The sequence below is a fragment of the Candidatus Venteria ishoeyi genome (assembly GCF_030378065.1).
In the GTDB taxonomy this organism is placed as follows: domain Bacteria; phylum Pseudomonadota; class Gammaproteobacteria; order Beggiatoales; family Beggiatoaceae; genus Venteria; species Venteria ishoeyi.
Genome location: NZ_JAUCGJ010000003.1, coordinates 38978 through 54732 on the forward strand (window position 1 = coordinate 38978; position 15755 = coordinate 54732).

Annotated in this window: 8 protein-coding genes; 5 read left to right on the plus strand and 3 right to left on the minus strand. The window is 46.5% G+C overall.

Translation table 11 applies throughout. The annotated features are described in order from the left end of the window. Positions 1-67: 67 nt before the first annotated feature. Entirely contained in the window at positions 68-1483 is a 1416-nt protein-coding gene (hldE, locus tag QUF61_RS01510; protein ID WP_289680127.1) for a bifunctional D-glycero-beta-D-manno-heptose-7-phosphate kinase/D-glycero-beta-D-manno-heptose 1-phosphate adenylyltransferase HldE, read from the plus strand. A gap of 36 nt (positions 1484-1519) precedes the next feature. Continuing rightward, a complete protein-coding gene (locus QUF61_RS01515) occupies positions 1520-3208 on the plus strand; it encodes a glycosyltransferase family 39 protein (RefSeq protein ID WP_289680128.1) in 1689 nt (562 codons plus the stop codon). A gap of 37 nt (positions 3209-3245) precedes the next feature. On the opposite strand, the gene QUF61_RS01520 is transcribed toward QUF61_RS01515, so the two are convergent. From QUF61_RS01520 to QUF61_RS01530, 3 genes are all read right to left on the minus strand, one after another. Beyond that, entirely contained in the window at positions 3246-4094 is an 849-nt protein-coding gene (locus tag QUF61_RS01520; RefSeq protein ID WP_103920422.1) for a Stp1/IreP family PP2C-type Ser/Thr phosphatase, read from the minus strand. Beyond that, positions 4091-6685, minus strand: a complete 2595-nt coding sequence (locus QUF61_RS01525) for a CHASE2 domain-containing serine/threonine-protein kinase (RefSeq protein ID WP_103920423.1) — start codon at positions 6683-6685, stop codon at positions 4091-4093. Before QUF61_RS01525 ends, QUF61_RS01520 begins: the two co-directional genes overlap by 4 nt. A 147-nt stretch (positions 6686-6832) precedes the next feature. Then, a complete protein-coding gene (locus QUF61_RS01530; protein ID WP_289680129.1) occupies positions 6833-8809 on the minus strand; it encodes a CHASE2 domain-containing protein in 1977 nt (658 codons plus the stop codon). 397 nt (positions 8810-9206) lie between these two features. Here QUF61_RS01530 and QUF61_RS01535 point away from each other — a divergent pair, with 397 nt between their 5' ends. The 3 genes from QUF61_RS01535 (at position 9207) to htpG (ending at position 15742) form a co-directional block, all read left to right on the plus strand. Further along, positions 9207-10190: an ABC transporter substrate-binding protein gene (locus QUF61_RS01535; protein ID WP_289680130.1), complete on the plus strand. Its 984-nt coding sequence runs from the start codon at positions 9207-9209 to the stop codon at positions 10188-10190. A gap of 2 nt (positions 10191-10192) precedes the next feature. Continuing rightward, entirely contained in the window at positions 10193-13645 is a 3453-nt protein-coding gene (locus QUF61_RS01540; RefSeq protein ID WP_289680131.1) for an ATP-binding protein, read from the plus strand. A gap of 198 nt (positions 13646-13843) precedes the next feature. After that, complete coding sequence (gene htpG, locus QUF61_RS01545; RefSeq protein ID WP_289680132.1) at positions 13844-15742, plus strand: molecular chaperone HtpG; 1899 nt, start codon at positions 13844-13846, stop codon at positions 15740-15742. Positions 15743-15755: the final 13 nt, after the last annotated feature.

Sequence of the window (15755 nt, forward strand, 5' to 3'; positions counted from 1 at the left end):
TTTCCCAGAAAAATAACGGATACCCCCTCCGAAGGGGTATCCATAAAGTATTTACCTGATAAGCACTATGTATTTACCTATTCCTGATTTCAAACGCGCCCGTGTTCTGGTGCTTGGTGATGTCATGCTGGATCGTTACTGGCACGGCAGCACTTCGCGCATATCCCCGGAAGCACCCGTACCCGTGGTGCGTGTGCAACAGCAACAAGAGCGTCCTGGCGGCGCGGCAAACGTCGCGCTGAATATTCGTGCATTGAATGCTAACGCGCAACTGATGGGCGTTACTGGCGATGATAGCATCGCCGATATGCTGGAACAGCAATTACGCGAACAAGGCGTTGACTGCTTTTTTCAACGTCACGCCGATGTCCCCACCATCACCAAACTGCGTATACTCAGCCGTCACCAACAACTGATTCGCGTGGATTTTGAAGAAGCTTTTGCCAGTCTGGACATCCCCGCCTTACAAACACAACTTGCTGACATTCTGCCTCAGGTTCAGGTTGTGGTGTTATCCGATTACGCCAAAGGCGCATTATCCGATCCCGGTGAATACATCGCTATGGCGCGTGCTGCCGGACGCCCGGTGCTGGTAGACCCCAAAGGCCAGGATTTCCGGCGTTATCGTGGCGCAACTTTGATTACACCAAATTTAACCGAATTTGAAGCCGTGGTTGGTACCTGCCCAGATGAAAACACCCTGGTGGAGCGCGGTGAACAACTACGCAAAGACCTGGAGCTGGCAGCCTTGCTCATCACCCGCAGCGAACACGGCATGACGCTATTGCAAAAAAATCATGCCCCGCTGCACCTGCCTGCGCAAGCACGGGAGGTTTATGACGTAACGGGCGCGGGTGATACCGTCATTGGCGTACTGGCTGCCAGCCTTGCCGCCGGAGAAGATCTTGCCAGTGCCACTGCACTGGCAAACCTCGCCGCCAGTCTGGTGGTAGCCAAACTGGGCGCGGAAACCATCACCCCGGCAGAACTGGAAACTGCACAGCATATGCCGCACGAACACGGGATATATGCTGCAGAAATGCTCAAGCCACTGGTATTACAGGCACAGGAACAAGGTCAGAAGGTGGTGATGACTAACGGTTGTTTTGATTTGCTTCACGCCGGTCATGTACAGTATTTATCTCAGGCTCGGCAACTGGGGGATAGGCTGATCGTTGCCGTAAATGATGATGATTCCGTGCGCCGCCTCAAAGGTGACAAGCGCCCGATTAATCCTCTGGCACAACGCATGGCGGTACTCAATGGCCTGGAATCTGTGGACTGGGTGGTACCCTTTGGTGAAGACACTCCTGAGCAATTGATTTGTGACTTATTGCCCGATGTTTTAGTCAAAGGGGGGGATTACCAGGTACATGAAATTGCGGGACATCAATGCGTACAGGCACAAGGTGGTGAAGTGCGGATACTGGATTTTCTGGCGGGTTGCTCCAGCAGCGCAATGATTCATAAAATGACCGATTAAACTGAGCCTGTACCAATGCCAATATCCATCAAGCGAATGAAAATTTTATCCAACAAAACAAATTTATGGGTTTTTCTGTTTTTCCTGTTAACTTGTTTCAGCCTGTATCAATACAGCCTGGGATTCTGGTGGGCCTGGGATGATACCCAGATTCTGAAACACGCCTTATCTTATCAACCCTGGCAATATTTTTTCTCCCCGGAAAGCTGGCAGATTTTATCCAGTGCCAACCTCACCCCCTGGGTTTCTTTCTCATTTGCTATAGACGCTTATTTATTCGGTCATACCCCTGCCGCTTTTTATGGACACCAATTACTGGCGCTGGCGTTGGTCGTTTACCTCAGTTATGCTTTATTACGCTTATACACTGGCTTATATCCCGCTTTATTTGGCAGTTTGTTGTTTTTATGCGCACCCGCCAGCGTTGCCATCAGCCAGCAATTAATGATTCGGCATTATCTGGAAGGTTTGTTATTTTTTATTGTGGCCTTGTATGCCTATATCATGTCCCTGCGTCACGCTAAACCAGTTCGTTATTATTGGTTAAGCTTAAGTGTCTGCGCTTTTGTACTGGCGATGACCGCAAAAGAAACCTATGTGCCACTGGTATTACTACTGCCCTTTCTGCCGGAAGCCACACTCAAGCAACGCTTAACACATTTTATCCCTTATCTGGTATTGCTGCTGGCTTATGCACTGTGGCGCTCTTTTATGCTGGAGTCCTGGATCGGTGGCTATCAGGATCAGGCGCAGTCCTTATTACATTTACAACTGCAATTACCGGTTTATCTCAGTAATATGTTATTTGGAACAAGCACTTATGCGCTGCTTGCGGCTTTACTCGTCTTATCCGCTGTGTTGTACAGCCTCTGGTTTTTCCGCCACACACGTTATTTAATTTTGGCAAGCAGCGTGTTAATTGCCGGGCCACTGCTGCCGGTTATTTTATTATTAGCCAGCCAATCCCCGTTAAATCAACGCTTATTAATACTCCCCACCTGGGCGGTTTGTATGGCAAGCGCGCTGATTATTAATCAGTTGTACCAGCGCTATCGCCCCCTCAAGCTGCGGATTTTACTGTTTTTGGCTGTTTTATTTATGAGTTTTATCTGGGTGCGTCAGGCTATGAGCGTGCATACCATATTAAACCAGCAACGTCAGGCGTTTGAAGTCAAAGGCCGTTTTATCGCCCATGCCAAAGCCAATCAGGTGCTGGTTGATGCGGGGGATTGGTATGCACATGGTGCTTTATGGCTACGTCAGCAAAGCAGCGCGACAGCACCACGTTTATTATTTGACTGGATAGAAATGGATCAAGCTGCATTGCCAGATAACGAACCAGCTAGCGAGTTTTTTCAATACCAAACGGCTTGCGCCTGCATTAAAAACATCACCCCACAACTTGAACCACAATTACAGCAGTGGCGCTCACAACGGAAAAGCACAGCGCCTTTATCAGTACAGCTCTCTTACCAGGGCCATCATCTGCAATGGCAGTTTGGCCCTTATACCACGGGCAGCTATCAGATTATTGATCCGGTTTTATTCGGGGCTTCACCCCTGCCTGCCAAAGGCCAGGTACGCACCCGTTATCCTGAGCCACAGTTTCGCTTTTATTTGCGTTACCAATCCCTGGAAGGCTGGATACGCTATTCACCTTTATTAACACTGGACTTTACCACAACGCCTATTACCCTTGACTGGGTGAACGAATCTGCAAAGTAGAGGAATTTGCAGGCAATGACTGAAAACCGTTTCCACCTCAACCTAAGTGCTTGATATGGAAAAATGCAAGCAGATGTTGCCACCAGCTTTGGCGTGGCAACTGGGAAGATGAAGGTGGAATCTGTACCAGAATAACGGAAATATTATCTTCGCCACCGCTGTTATTAGCCGCTTCCAACAATTGTTTTGCTGCCTGATCTAAATCTGTTTGCGCACAAAGTATCTGCTGGATTTTAATATCCTCCAGCATATCATTCAGGCCATCGGAACACAGCAGATAACGATCACCGGCCTGGGTCTGGGCTTCAGTAAGCTCAACCTCAACATCCATATTCACGCCTAAGGCACGCGTGACCAGGTTGCGGTTAGGTGAATGGCGCGCTTCTTCCTGGGTATAAAGACCGTTATCAATTAATTCCTGTAAAACGGAATGATCATTGGTCAGGCATTCCAGCTTTTGTCCACGCAACCGGTACAAGCGGGAGTCACCCACATGCGCGATACTTAAGGCTTGTGCGTAAAATAATGCTGCGACAATCGTGGTTCCCATGCCGCGATATTCAGTACGGCTTTGCGCCGTTTGAAAAATCGCAAGATTGGCTTTTAATACCGCTTGCTGCAATAATAAACTGGCATGTTGATAACCCAGGCTCTCATCCACTGCCACCAGATTTACCTGGGCCTGCTCCGCTTGCAGGGCCTGCATGGTTTCCGTAACGGCTACCTCACTGGCAATTTCACCCGCCTGATAACCGCCCATGCCATCAGCCAGCACAGCAATTGCACAGTCAGGCCCCACATCCGCAACAATACGATCTTCATTATGCTCGCGCAACTGTCCCGTATCTGTGTGGCAAACAATTTGTATGGTATTGGTTTTACTCATAATGAGGTGTCTGATCCGTTCTTTAATTCGGGCTGGTTTTTTACATAAGCTTGTAAAATCCACTGATCCCGGCACTGACGTAACGCTTCAGCCAGACTTGCGCCATCGGGATACCTGTTTTTATAGTTTTTTTCCAATAAAATATCAATCACTTCTTGTAAACAAACGGGCAAATCTTTACGCACGGATAAAATATCCCGATGTGGCTCACTGGCAATCTGAAACATCAAACTGGCCATAGAGTCTGCCTCAAAAGGTAAAGCCCCCGTCAATAATTGATAGAGGCTAACACCTAAAGAAAACAAATCTGAGCGACCATCAACAGTTTTACCCGCTAATTGCTCTGGCGACATGTATGAAGGTGTGCCTAATATGATACCAGTACGGGTTTTCTGACTGTCAGTGATTCGGGCAATGCCAAAATCAGTCAGTTTGAACTGTCCATTAGCGGCATTGTACAGGATATTATCGGGCTTAATGTCGCGATGTACTACTTTTCGCTCATGCGCATAAAACAGTGCTTCAGCGGTTTTAATCGCAATATCAAACAGGTTATCCAATGGCAAAATGTTATTCGGGCGCGTGTAGGCAGCCAAACTGCCGCCCTTAAAGTATTCCATTGCGATATAAGCCAGATCGCCTTCTTCACCAGCATCATACACGGCAATGATCGATTCATGCGTCAAACGCCCAGCTGCGGATGCACCACGAAAGAAACGGGCAATGGCATCTTGCAGGGCTTCGCCTTCAAATTCTGCTGCCAGGGCTAAGGTTTTGATGGCAACCATACGATCCATTTTACTGTCTCGTCCCAGATACACCACGCCCATTGCGCCTTTACCCAGCTTTTTCTCGATTTGGTAACGTCCCAACATGGGCTTGCGTAATTCGCTGTTCGCTTCCAGCCATTGACTGAGGCGATTGCTGGCATATTTACCCGGCAGGCGCGCGCGTTGTGCTGTTTGTAATTGTAACAAACGTTGTTCAACATCCCGATAATTCGGTGATTTTTCTATTAGGTATTGATAAGCCGCAAGTGCTTGCCGGGTCTGTGCCTTACGCTCAAAATCCAATGCCAGGTTATATAAAATACCGGCCATCTGTTTATCCACCGGACATAATAAAAATTTTTCAAAGGCTGCTTCCAGCCGTCCCTGCCCTTGCCAAGCCAGCCCTAGCAAACGATTGGCTTCTATCGCCTCATTCCCCAGATGTACCTGATGACGTAAGGTAAAACTGATATATTTCAGGATTAATACCAGCCATACACTCAATAGTAACAACATTGCCCACGACAAGGGAATCCACCAGGACATCCACAACAGCAAAACCCATTGCACCATCAATAACAGCAATAATCCCATGAAACTTGCCAGGGTCAACCAGGCCGGGTTGCGTGGTGATAATACAAACCAGCAAAATAATAAGGTCAGCAGGCCAGCGATGGCTTGCGCTAATAGCATCCACCGTGGTTGACTGACCAGTTGTTGATTTAACAAACTGCTTAAGGTATTGGCAACTTGTAACAGCGGGGCAACACTGGCATTAGCCAGTGCCTGTTGCGGCAGTTGCAAGCTGCTGGCAGTTAAGCCCAGTAATACAATTTTGTCACGAAACCTGTCGGGATCAGCCTGGTTTTGTAGAATCTGCGCCAGAGAAATCACCGGGAAGGGGCGGTATAACCAGGGACGCGCCTGTAATTGCGCATCAGTCATAAAACGCTGCGTGCCGATGCGCACGCCTTGCCCTAAAGCAACTGAAATCGGTGCGTCTAAAGCCTTGGCTGCCAGTGCTAAACTCAGCGAAGGATAATAGTGCTGTTGATACTGGAACACCAGTGGCGAGAGATAAGGACTACTTTTTGGATCAAAATCTCCGGGAGCCAGACCACCCACACCAGCAATTGCGCGCTGCAAAGCTGACAATGGGGGAATCACCATTGCTGCCCTGCGAGGCGGTGCTTCTGGCAATTGAAAATCCTGATTAACTTGTTGCAGGCGATGGGCAATAATACTGGTCGGGAGGGGCTGGGTTTGCAAAATTGGGTTTGCAGTTTCTGTGGTCAGTTGTTGATCCAACCAAAACGGCATGGCTTGAATAAATTTGCCATTGTTTTGAATTGCGCGGGCTAAAATCTGCTCAGGGTTCAAAACCTGTTTAAGCTGTCCCAGTTGTATACCCAGTTGATTAATTTCTGAGATGATTTGTGGATCATCATCAAATGCGCGGTTGAGTAACTCACTGGCTTCGTAAAAATCCAACACGGTTTGTATAACCGGATATATGGATTCATATTCTAACTGATGCCAGAACAAGGTATTACCCAATAAACGCGGTTGCTGCTGATTCAACCATTGTACGGCGCGCGCGTAGTGCGTATAAGATAAGGGCCAACCACTGAGTGCTTGCAGGCTTTGATCATCAATGGCAACTAACAGAATATCCGGGTGCGGCGGTGTTGCCAACCAGGACATTTGCGTTTCATACAGCCAGTCCTCCAGCGGTTCTAACCAGCCTATGCGCGCAAACAATAAAATGCCCAGTGCCAGGATAACACTGATTAACCAGTCTTTACGGTGTTGAAAGCGCATGGATAAGGGCCGTTACCTGTAATTATGGCGCTGGCAGCGGTATTTCACGCTGTTGTAAAATTGACAGTGCAGTCAATGAAATATGCGCGTTAAAACGCCAGACTATTTGAAAAAATCGTGACGTATCTATTACCGGTTTAAGCATCTTCAATTCTCTTCTGCTTCATCGGGAAAGCTATCTAGTGGTAAAAACTCCGGCCCGGTGTCGCGATAACCATAAATCAGGTGAATCGCCACCAGATCCTCTTTACCTTTAAGGTGTACCGTACCCACGCTTTCGCTGTCAAAATCATTATCCAGACAATTTAAGGTGGGATTACCGACCAGGATTCGGCAAGGATTATCCGCATCCAGGGATTTGTCGAAACTTTCCAGACGGGAGGCGGTATTGACCGTATCCCCCAGCACCGTATATTCCTGACGTTCTATGCCGCCCAGTGTACCTGCCACCAGCGGTCCCGTAAAGATGCCAACACGCATTCTAATTTGTGGTAAATGTGCATGTTGCCAATGTTCACGTAATTGCTCAATTTTTTTGCGCATCGCCAAGGCGCATTCCACAGCATTACGCGCATCCCTGGCAATGGCTTCATCACTGGTACTCGGCACGGGTACACCAAAAATTGCCATCACTGCATCACCAATAAATTTATTCACCTGACCACCATGCGCTTCAACGATTTTGACCATCTCTCCCATATATTCATTCAGCCAATCCATCAAGGCTTGGGGTTCCATGCCTTCAGACACGCTGGTAAAATTCTGTAAATCAGTAAACAATACGGTTGCCGTCAGCCGGTGAGAAAGCAGACGGCCTTCCGATAAATATTCATCCCGACTTCGCCAGATGGCTTCAGCGACATCTTTGGACACATGTTTGCTGAAAATATTCATCAGCACTGTGCGCTCGCTGCGATTCAAATAAGAAAAATAACCGGTAATCAATATAATGCTCAGCACCCAGGCAAAAATAGGTGCAGCCATGGGCAGCCACAAACCCTGTATAAAGCTCAGATAGACAATACTAATAATTAAACTGATACCGACCAGGGCAGAAATAAATAAATGGCTGAAAGAATGGGTATAAAAGCATAATAAACCGGCCAGCAAACACCATAAAACAATCCACAATCGCTCCTCAGTTTCATTCCAGCTTTGCAGCCAATGTGACTTGCCTTCTGCCCAATGTAATAACTGACTCACCGCATAACCATGCACCGCAGCTCCTGCCATGCGCTGCTCGCCTTCCAGCCAGCGGCCTATCGGGGTTGCCAGAAAGTCTGGCGTGGCTTCGGCGCGGGTACCGATAATAATAATTTTGTCATGGATTAAATCTGCATCAAAATTGCCATTTAATAAAGCTGACAGGTTGATGCCTTTGAGTTCACCGGGTGCGCCGGGATAGCTCATCATAAATTGCATACCCCCTTCATCGTTGGTGACATAACCACCGAAGTCTTTACTTAATACCTCAGGAAAACGCGCCATAATTTTGCCAAAGTGCCCGGTTTCATCGACTGTGCCTAAAGCGATATTAGAGGTTTCACCTTCTTTATTTTGCAAATAAACCCCTTCATAGGCCATATAACGCCGCACCAGATGCAGACCAAAATACTCATACCAGTTATCCTCGCTGGTCATAAATAACAGTCCACGACGCACTAAATAGCCGGGATCGTAGGTAATATCATTAAATCCTACTTGCTCATGATCATCTTTTAAAAAGGGTGGAGGCAACACATACGCTTCTTTATCATCAGTAAACTTGGTAATCAGCACAATATTTTTATTGTCTTTGATGACTTGCTGAAAACGCTCATAACCCGCACCTTTTTCCTGAGGAACAGGAATATCCCGGTACAGATCCACACCGATTGCACGGGGTTGATATTTTTCCAGCGTTTCCAGGGTATCGGCGAGCAAAGCATCAGATAATGGCCACCCATAACGACGCTGATCGGCATCATTTATCCAGATCATCGAGATACGCTGCTCAACAGGTTGCTTAATCGCCTGTTTTGCCAGCATAAAATCATAAGCCATCAATTCTATGGGTTGTACCTGCCCACTAGCGCGAATGGCTAATACTAAAATAAAACTTAAACCGGCAAGTAATGAAACCATCAGCCAGCTCATCCTGCCAAAGCGCCGCAGCTGTTGACGAAGCCAGTAAAAATATTTAGTTTTTTGGGACATTTTGGGTTGCCTGTATAAAAAGATCCTACCTTTAGGAGTGAGGATGAAATAAGTGCAGGAACTGGGCGCAGGATTTTTATTTATTTTCAAGGCGTGAAAACAGGCGCATAGCAAGCTATGTAACTGTTTTCATAACGCAGAAAATGGAGAAAAAGACCAGCCAAGTTTCTGAAGTTATAAAATTCTCGCTCCTTACTATTCATTCTAGTTAATAGAAGAATACAAATTATTTTTTGTTTCAGTATTCAGTCGCGCAAAATTCATTCCATACACTAATCTTTAATATATAAACTAATAAAACCCAAGAATCCACAGGGGGTACAAAATGAAAAAATACCTGCTAATACTGTTATTATTATTTTTATCAGCGACAGCACTCTACTTTTTCCCCAGTTGGAATGGTGACACGGGAAAAACCCGATGGCTGATTGCGATTGTGCAACTCACAGAAGTGGATAGCAGCACTCAGCAAGGATTCAAAACCGCTATGAAAACACTGGGTTATCAGGAAAATCAAGATTTGACTTACCTTTCCAGCGGCTTTGCAGGTCGTGTCGAACGCTTAGATAAAATGATCCTGGAACACCTGAAACAAAAACCGGACTTATTTATGGTTTCCAGCACACCTGCAACTTTAGCGGTTAAACGTTTAACCGCAGACTTGAATATCCCGGTGGTATTTGCGCCAGTTAATGATCCGGTGGCGGCAGGTATTGTTGCCGATCTTAAACAACCTGACGGCATGATCACCGGCATTCGCTTGCCAACGGGGGATGATTTGCGTTTGCATTGGCTGACTCAGATTGTACCTGGCTGCAAGCGGGTGTTTGTGCCATACCATGCCAATGACAAAAGTGCTCAGACCAGCATTGCCCAGATTAAACGTGTCGCACCGCAACTGGGTCTGGAACTGATACTTGAGGATGTGCAACAGGCCAGTAATATTCCCGCAGTCATTGCGGCAATGCCTGTAAATATTGATGCAATATTTCTGCCACGGGACAGCCGGGTTGAAGCAGCAATTGCTAAATTTGTAAGCGCAGCCCGAAGCCGACAACTACCAATTTCCGCACCCAGCCTGATTCAAGTGCAGCAAGGCGCACTGTTCAGCTATGGCTTTGTGCATTATGATATTGGTCGTCAGGCTGCACGCCTGGTTGATCAGATTATTAAAGGGGTAGCACCCGGTGATTTACCCGTGGAAATGGCTGAAAATACACTCTCACTGAATTTGGCAACAGCCAGCGCATTAGGCATTATAATTCCGGATAAAATTCTGCTTCAGGCCGAACATATTGTTCGTGAATAAATATGACACGCATCCGTATTCGTCATCGCTTACTGATAGCTTTTATTGAACTTGCCACCATTCCGCTACTATTAGCCGGGGGCATTATGGGGTGGCTTACTTATCAGCAAAGTATTGATGAAGCCTATGCCCGCCAGCTTGAACTTACCCGGCGGGTAGCGGTACAAACCCAATCTTTTTTACAGCACTTTCAATTTATTCTGGAAAGCAGTGTACGTCTGAGCAATTTTGCAACGGCTGATAAAAACAGACGGGAAGCCATTCTGGCTACGATACTGGCAGAACGTGATAGCTTCCGCGAAATTGCTTACATGAGTGGTCACAAGCAATTTGAAATCCATCATTCTAATATTCGTCTGCTGCTTCCAGGGTACAACCATTCTCCAGTCATGAATGAGGCTTTTCAGGCCATCATCCTGAGCCAACAGGCATTTCAAAGTTATGTTTATTTTGATGAGCAAAACAACGAACCGCTGATGATGATAGCCATTCCTATTATTGAGCCTCGCAGTGGTAACATGAGCGGTATCATCGTTGCAGAAGTACGCCTTAAACCCATCTGGAATATGATTGCTGAATTGAATCTGGCACAGGGGGAAGATGTTTATTTGCTTGATGACATGAATAAAGTTATTGCGCACCGCAATCCCTCAATTGTTCTACGTGAAACCCAGCTTGCGGTAAATCCTCATCTGCAACGCCAATCCGGCCTGCATGGGCAGGATGCTTTTATGGCGATAACCACAGTTCAATTTGGACAACGCAGTTTTCAGGTAGTCGCTGAACGTGAGACACGTGTTGCTTTACATTCAGTGATAAATGATCTGATTATCAGCGTAGTGGTGGTGGTGTTTACCTTATTAGGGGCGTATATGCTGGGTATTCCTATCGCTCGCCATATCAGTCGGCCCATTGTTGCAGTCTCTGCCACGGCCCGTGAAATTCGGGATGGTAATCTCAAATGTCGGGCAGTAGTGGAAAACGATGATGAAATTGGGGATATGGCCCATGCCTTTAATGATATGGCTGAGCGCCTTCAGCAATCACTGGAACAACTACAAGAAGAAGTTAAACAACGTAAAAAAACACAATCTGATCTGGAGCAACTCAACCGTGCTTATTTTGCACTAAGCATGGGTAACCGTGCCGTTGCACGGGCTGATGATGAGCAGCTTTTGTTACAGGAAGCCTGTCGCATTGTGAAGGAAGATTGTGGCTATCGCCTGGTCTGGATTGGACTGGCTGAACAGGATGAAAACAAAACCGTCAGACCTGTGGCTGAAGCCGGTTACTCTGATCATTACCTGGACACGGTGAATATCACCTGGTCTGATTCCGTACGTGGACGTGGCCCGACTGGAACCGCAATCCGGGAAAGGCATGCGATGTTCACCCGGAATATCTTAAATAACCCCGACTATGCACCCTGGCGTGAACAGGCATTGCAACGTGGTTACGCCTCTTCTGCGGCTTTTCCAATACAAGCAGGAAATCAGATGTTGGGTGCCTTAAACGTCTATGCCACGGAAGCTAATGCTTTTGCTAAGGAAGAAAGTCAATTACTGATCGAGTTGGCAGAAAATATTGGTTTTGGTATTTTACGCTTGCGTACGCAACAGGAATTAGATCAACACCGCCAACATCTGAGCGAACTGGTCACCCAGCGGACCAGTGAACTACAGCACCAGCAAAGATTCCTCCAGGCTGTCCTGGAAAATATTGCAGACGGTATTGTCGCCTGTGATGAACGGGGTATGCTCTCATTATTTAACCGCGCAACCCGTGAAATTCACGGCATCACCCAGGAAAAACTACCCCCTGAACAATGGGCAAAGCACTATCACCTGCTGCAAGCCGATGCTAAAACCTTAATGCCTCAGGAAGACATCCCCTTGTTCCGCGCTTTTCAGGGTCATAAAGTGCATAATCAAGAAATGGTGATTGAACATGTCAATGGTGGCCAACGCATACTGGTTGCCTCGGGTCAAACCATACTTGATGAGCATCGCGTGAAAATTGGCGCTGTGGTTTCCATGCATGACATTACCGAACAAAAACTGGCTGAAACCGCTTTGCTAAAAGCCAAAGAAGCAGCAGAGGCGGCAAACCGGGCGAAAAGTATTTTTGTGGCAAATATGAGCCATGAACTGCGCACACCGCTAAATGCGATTTTAGGTTTCGCTCAACTGCTCCAGCATGATACCCAGTTGACAGATGAACACCAGCGTCAACTCGAAACCATTAATCACAGCGGACAGCATTTACTGTCATTGATTAACGATATTCTGGAAATCTCCCGTATTGAAACCGGAAGGGTGCATATTCAACAGGAAAGCTTTGACTTAAATAATACGATTCACAGCATTGAAGAAATGATTCAGGTTCGCACCAAAAGCAAAGGACTTTTTTTTAATGTGGAATTGGCTGATGACTTGCCACGCCACGTTTTGGGAGATGCGCCGCATCTCAAACAAGTACTCATCAATCTGCTGGGCAATGCACTAAAATATACTGAGCAAGGGGGTATTTATCTGCGAGTTTTTCCAGAAAAGCAAGCCATTGCTTTTGCAGTGCAAGACACCGGCCCGGGTATTGCGAAAGTGGATCAGCCTTATTTGTTTCAGGCTTTTTATCAAACTGAACATGGCATTGCTAAAGGCGATGGTACAGGATTGGGACTGGCTATCAGCCAGGAATTTATCCACCTCATGGGGGGGGAAATTAAGATCAACAGCGAATTGGGACAAGGTTGTTGCTTTCATTTTGCTATTCCCTTGCCCGTAACTGAAGCGCCCACAGCGGTACTTGAGCAAACCCGCCGTGTTATTGGCTTGTCACCCGAACAATCCGAGGTACGGGTATTAGTTGCAGAAGATCACCCGGATAACCGTGAACTGCTGGTCACATTATTAAGCCGCGTTGGTCTGCAAACTCAGAGTGTGGAAAATGGTGCACAGGCCATTGAAATTTTCCAGACCTGGCATCCACAGTTTATCTGGATGGATATGAACATGCCGGTTATGGATGGTTATGAAGCAACCCGCTGTATCCGGGCGCTGCCCGATGGTCAGGAGGTTATCATCGTAGCCCTGACAGCCAGTGCTTTTACTGAAGAGCGCACAGATATTCTGGCTGCTGGCTGTGATGAACTGGTGACTAAACCCGTCATGGAAGCACGCTTATTTCAAATGATATATAAATTACTGGATGTACAATTCTTATATGAAGACATACAAACTGCACCAGTGTCAGTTTCAAATAATGAAATGCATCTGGATAAGCTCCCTGAGACATTACGCACTGAACTGGAAACGGCGGCTTTGAATCTGGATGATGAAGCAGCGCGTGATGTGGTCAACCGTATCCATGCTAATTACCCGGAAATTGCTGACACACTGACGGCCTGGGTGGATGCTTATCATTTTGAAAAAATCATTGCTGCTTGCCAGCGGTAGAGCATCAAACAATAGTGAAAAAGAAAAGGATGAGAATGAAATATCTGGGTGACAGTTGAATCTCCAAAATACAACCTTATATCTTGCGCAATCTTTAAGCTGAGTTCGATGGCCACTTCTTGCACGCATACAGCGCCTATATCGAACCCAGCTTGCTTAAGCTAATTTTATAAATTCTGATAAGAATAGGAGACATGAATGACTGTAAGCACTCAAAAAGAAACTTTTGGTTTTCAGGCGGAAATTAAACAATTACTGGATTTAATGATTCACTCTTTGTACAGCAACAAAGAGATTTTCCTGCGTGAACTGATTTCCAACGCTTCTGACGCGGCAGATAAACTGCGCTTTGAGGCTTTGTCCGATGACGCGCTGTTTGAAGACAGCCCGGAACTGAAAATTTTTATTGATGTCAACAAAGATGCCCGTACCATCACTATTCGTGATAATGGCATCGGCATGGATCGCGAAGAAGTGATGGAAAATATCGGTACCATCGCCAAATCCGGCACCCGCCAGTTTTTCAAAAATCTTACCGGTGATCAAGCCAAAGACAGTCAACTGATTGGTCAATTTGGGGTGGGTTTTTACTCCTGCTTTATTATTGCCGACAAGGTTACTTTATGCACCCGTAAAGCGGGCATGGGCGCAGAACATGGCGTTTGCTGGGAATCCGGTGGTGATGGTCAATACAGCCTGGAAAATGTTGAACGCAGCCAGCGTGGTACGGAAATCACCCTGCATCTGAAAGAAGAGGAAGATGAGTTACTGGAAGATTGGAAGGTACAGAGTATTGTCAAAAAATACTCTGATCACATCATGATTCCCGTAACGATGAATAAAAGCGTTACCGATGAAGAAAGCAAAGAAACCACCATCGAAGAAGAAACCGTCAACAGCACCCAGGCACTGTGGACACGTTCTAAGGGTGACATCAAAGACGAAGAATATAACGAATTTTATAAACATATTGCGCATGATTTTGAAGACCCCATGCTGCACATGCACAACCGCGTAGAAGGCAACCTGGAATATACTTCCCTGCTGTTTATCCCGCAACGCGCACCTTTTGATCTCTGGGATCGACAAAATATTCATGGCATCAAACTTTATGTCCGCCGTGTATTTATCATGGATGATGCCGAGCATTTGTTGCCGCCTTATCTGCGTTTCATGCGCGGTGTGATTGATAGCGCAGACCTGCCGCTGAACGTTTCCCGTGAGATTTTACAAAACAACAAACAGATTGAAAAAATCCGTAACGGTGCTGTGAAAAAAGTGCTGGGTTCGCTGGAAAGTCTGCTGAAAAATGAGCCAGAAAAATATGCCACTTTCTGGGAACAGTTTGGCAAGGTATTAAAAGAAGGTATCTTGGATGATACCAGTAACCGTGAACGTATCGCTAAATTACTGCGCTTCTCAACCACCCATGATGAAGTAGAAGCTTCTGCCATTGGTTTGACCGATTATGTCGAGCGCATGAAAGAAGGCCAGGATAAAATTTTCTATATTACCGCAGAGAGTTTTGCCGCAGCCAAAAACAGCCCACACCTGGAAATTTTCCGTAAAAAAGGCATTGAAGTTATTCTGCTGCACGAACAGATTGACGAATGGCTGGTTACGCACCTCACCGAATTTGATGGCAAACAATTGCAGTCAATTACCAAAGGTGATTTAGATCTGGGCGATCTGGAAGATGAAGAAGAGAAAAAACAGGCGGAAAAAGTCAGTGAAGAACTCAAACCCTTTGCTGAACGTTTAAAAACCGCACTGGAAGCTCAGGTACAGGATGTTAAAATCACCCATCGCCTGACTTCTTCACCCGCCTGTCTGGTTGCTGATCAAAATGCAATGGATGCCAGCTTAGAGCGTATGCTGCAAGCCAGTGGTCAAAGTCTGCCTGCCAGCAAACCGGTTCTGGAAATCAACCCGGAACATGCTTTGATCAAGCATATTCAAGGTGAAAGTGATGAAGGCCAGTTTAATGAATGGGCCAACATCCTGTTTGAACAGTCTCAACTCAGCGAAGGCGGTCAATTAGATGATCCGGCGGCTTTTGTTGCACGGGTTAATAATATGTTCTTGAAAGCAGCATAATGCTTTGTTCCGG

Excerpts from the sequence above, each read along its gene's own strand:
- hldE (WP_289680127.1), top strand. The coding sequence starts at position 68 with ATGTATTTACCTATTCCTGATTTCAAACGCGCCCGTGTTCTGGTGCTT.
- QUF61_RS01515 (WP_289680128.1), top strand. The coding sequence starts at position 1,520 with ATGAAAATTTTATCCAACAAAACAAATTTATGGGTTTTTCTGTTTTTC.
- QUF61_RS01520 (WP_103920422.1), bottom strand. The coding sequence starts at position 4,094 with ATGAGTAAAACCAATACCATACAAATTGTTTGCCACACAGATACGGGA.
- QUF61_RS01525 (WP_103920423.1), bottom strand. The coding sequence starts at position 6,685 with ATGCGCTTTCAACACCGTAAAGACTGGTTAATCAGTGTTATCCTGGCA.
- QUF61_RS01530 (WP_289680129.1), bottom strand. The coding sequence starts at position 8,809 with ATGGTTTCATTACTTGCCGGTTTAAGTTTTATTTTAGTATTAGCCATT.
- QUF61_RS01535 (WP_289680130.1), top strand. The coding sequence starts at position 9,207 with ATGAAAAAATACCTGCTAATACTGTTATTATTATTTTTATCAGCGACA.
- QUF61_RS01540 (WP_289680131.1), top strand. The coding sequence starts at position 10,193 with ATGACACGCATCCGTATTCGTCATCGCTTACTGATAGCTTTTATTGAA.
- htpG (WP_289680132.1), top strand. The coding sequence starts at position 13,844 with ATGACTGTAAGCACTCAAAAAGAAACTTTTGGTTTTCAGGCGGAAATT.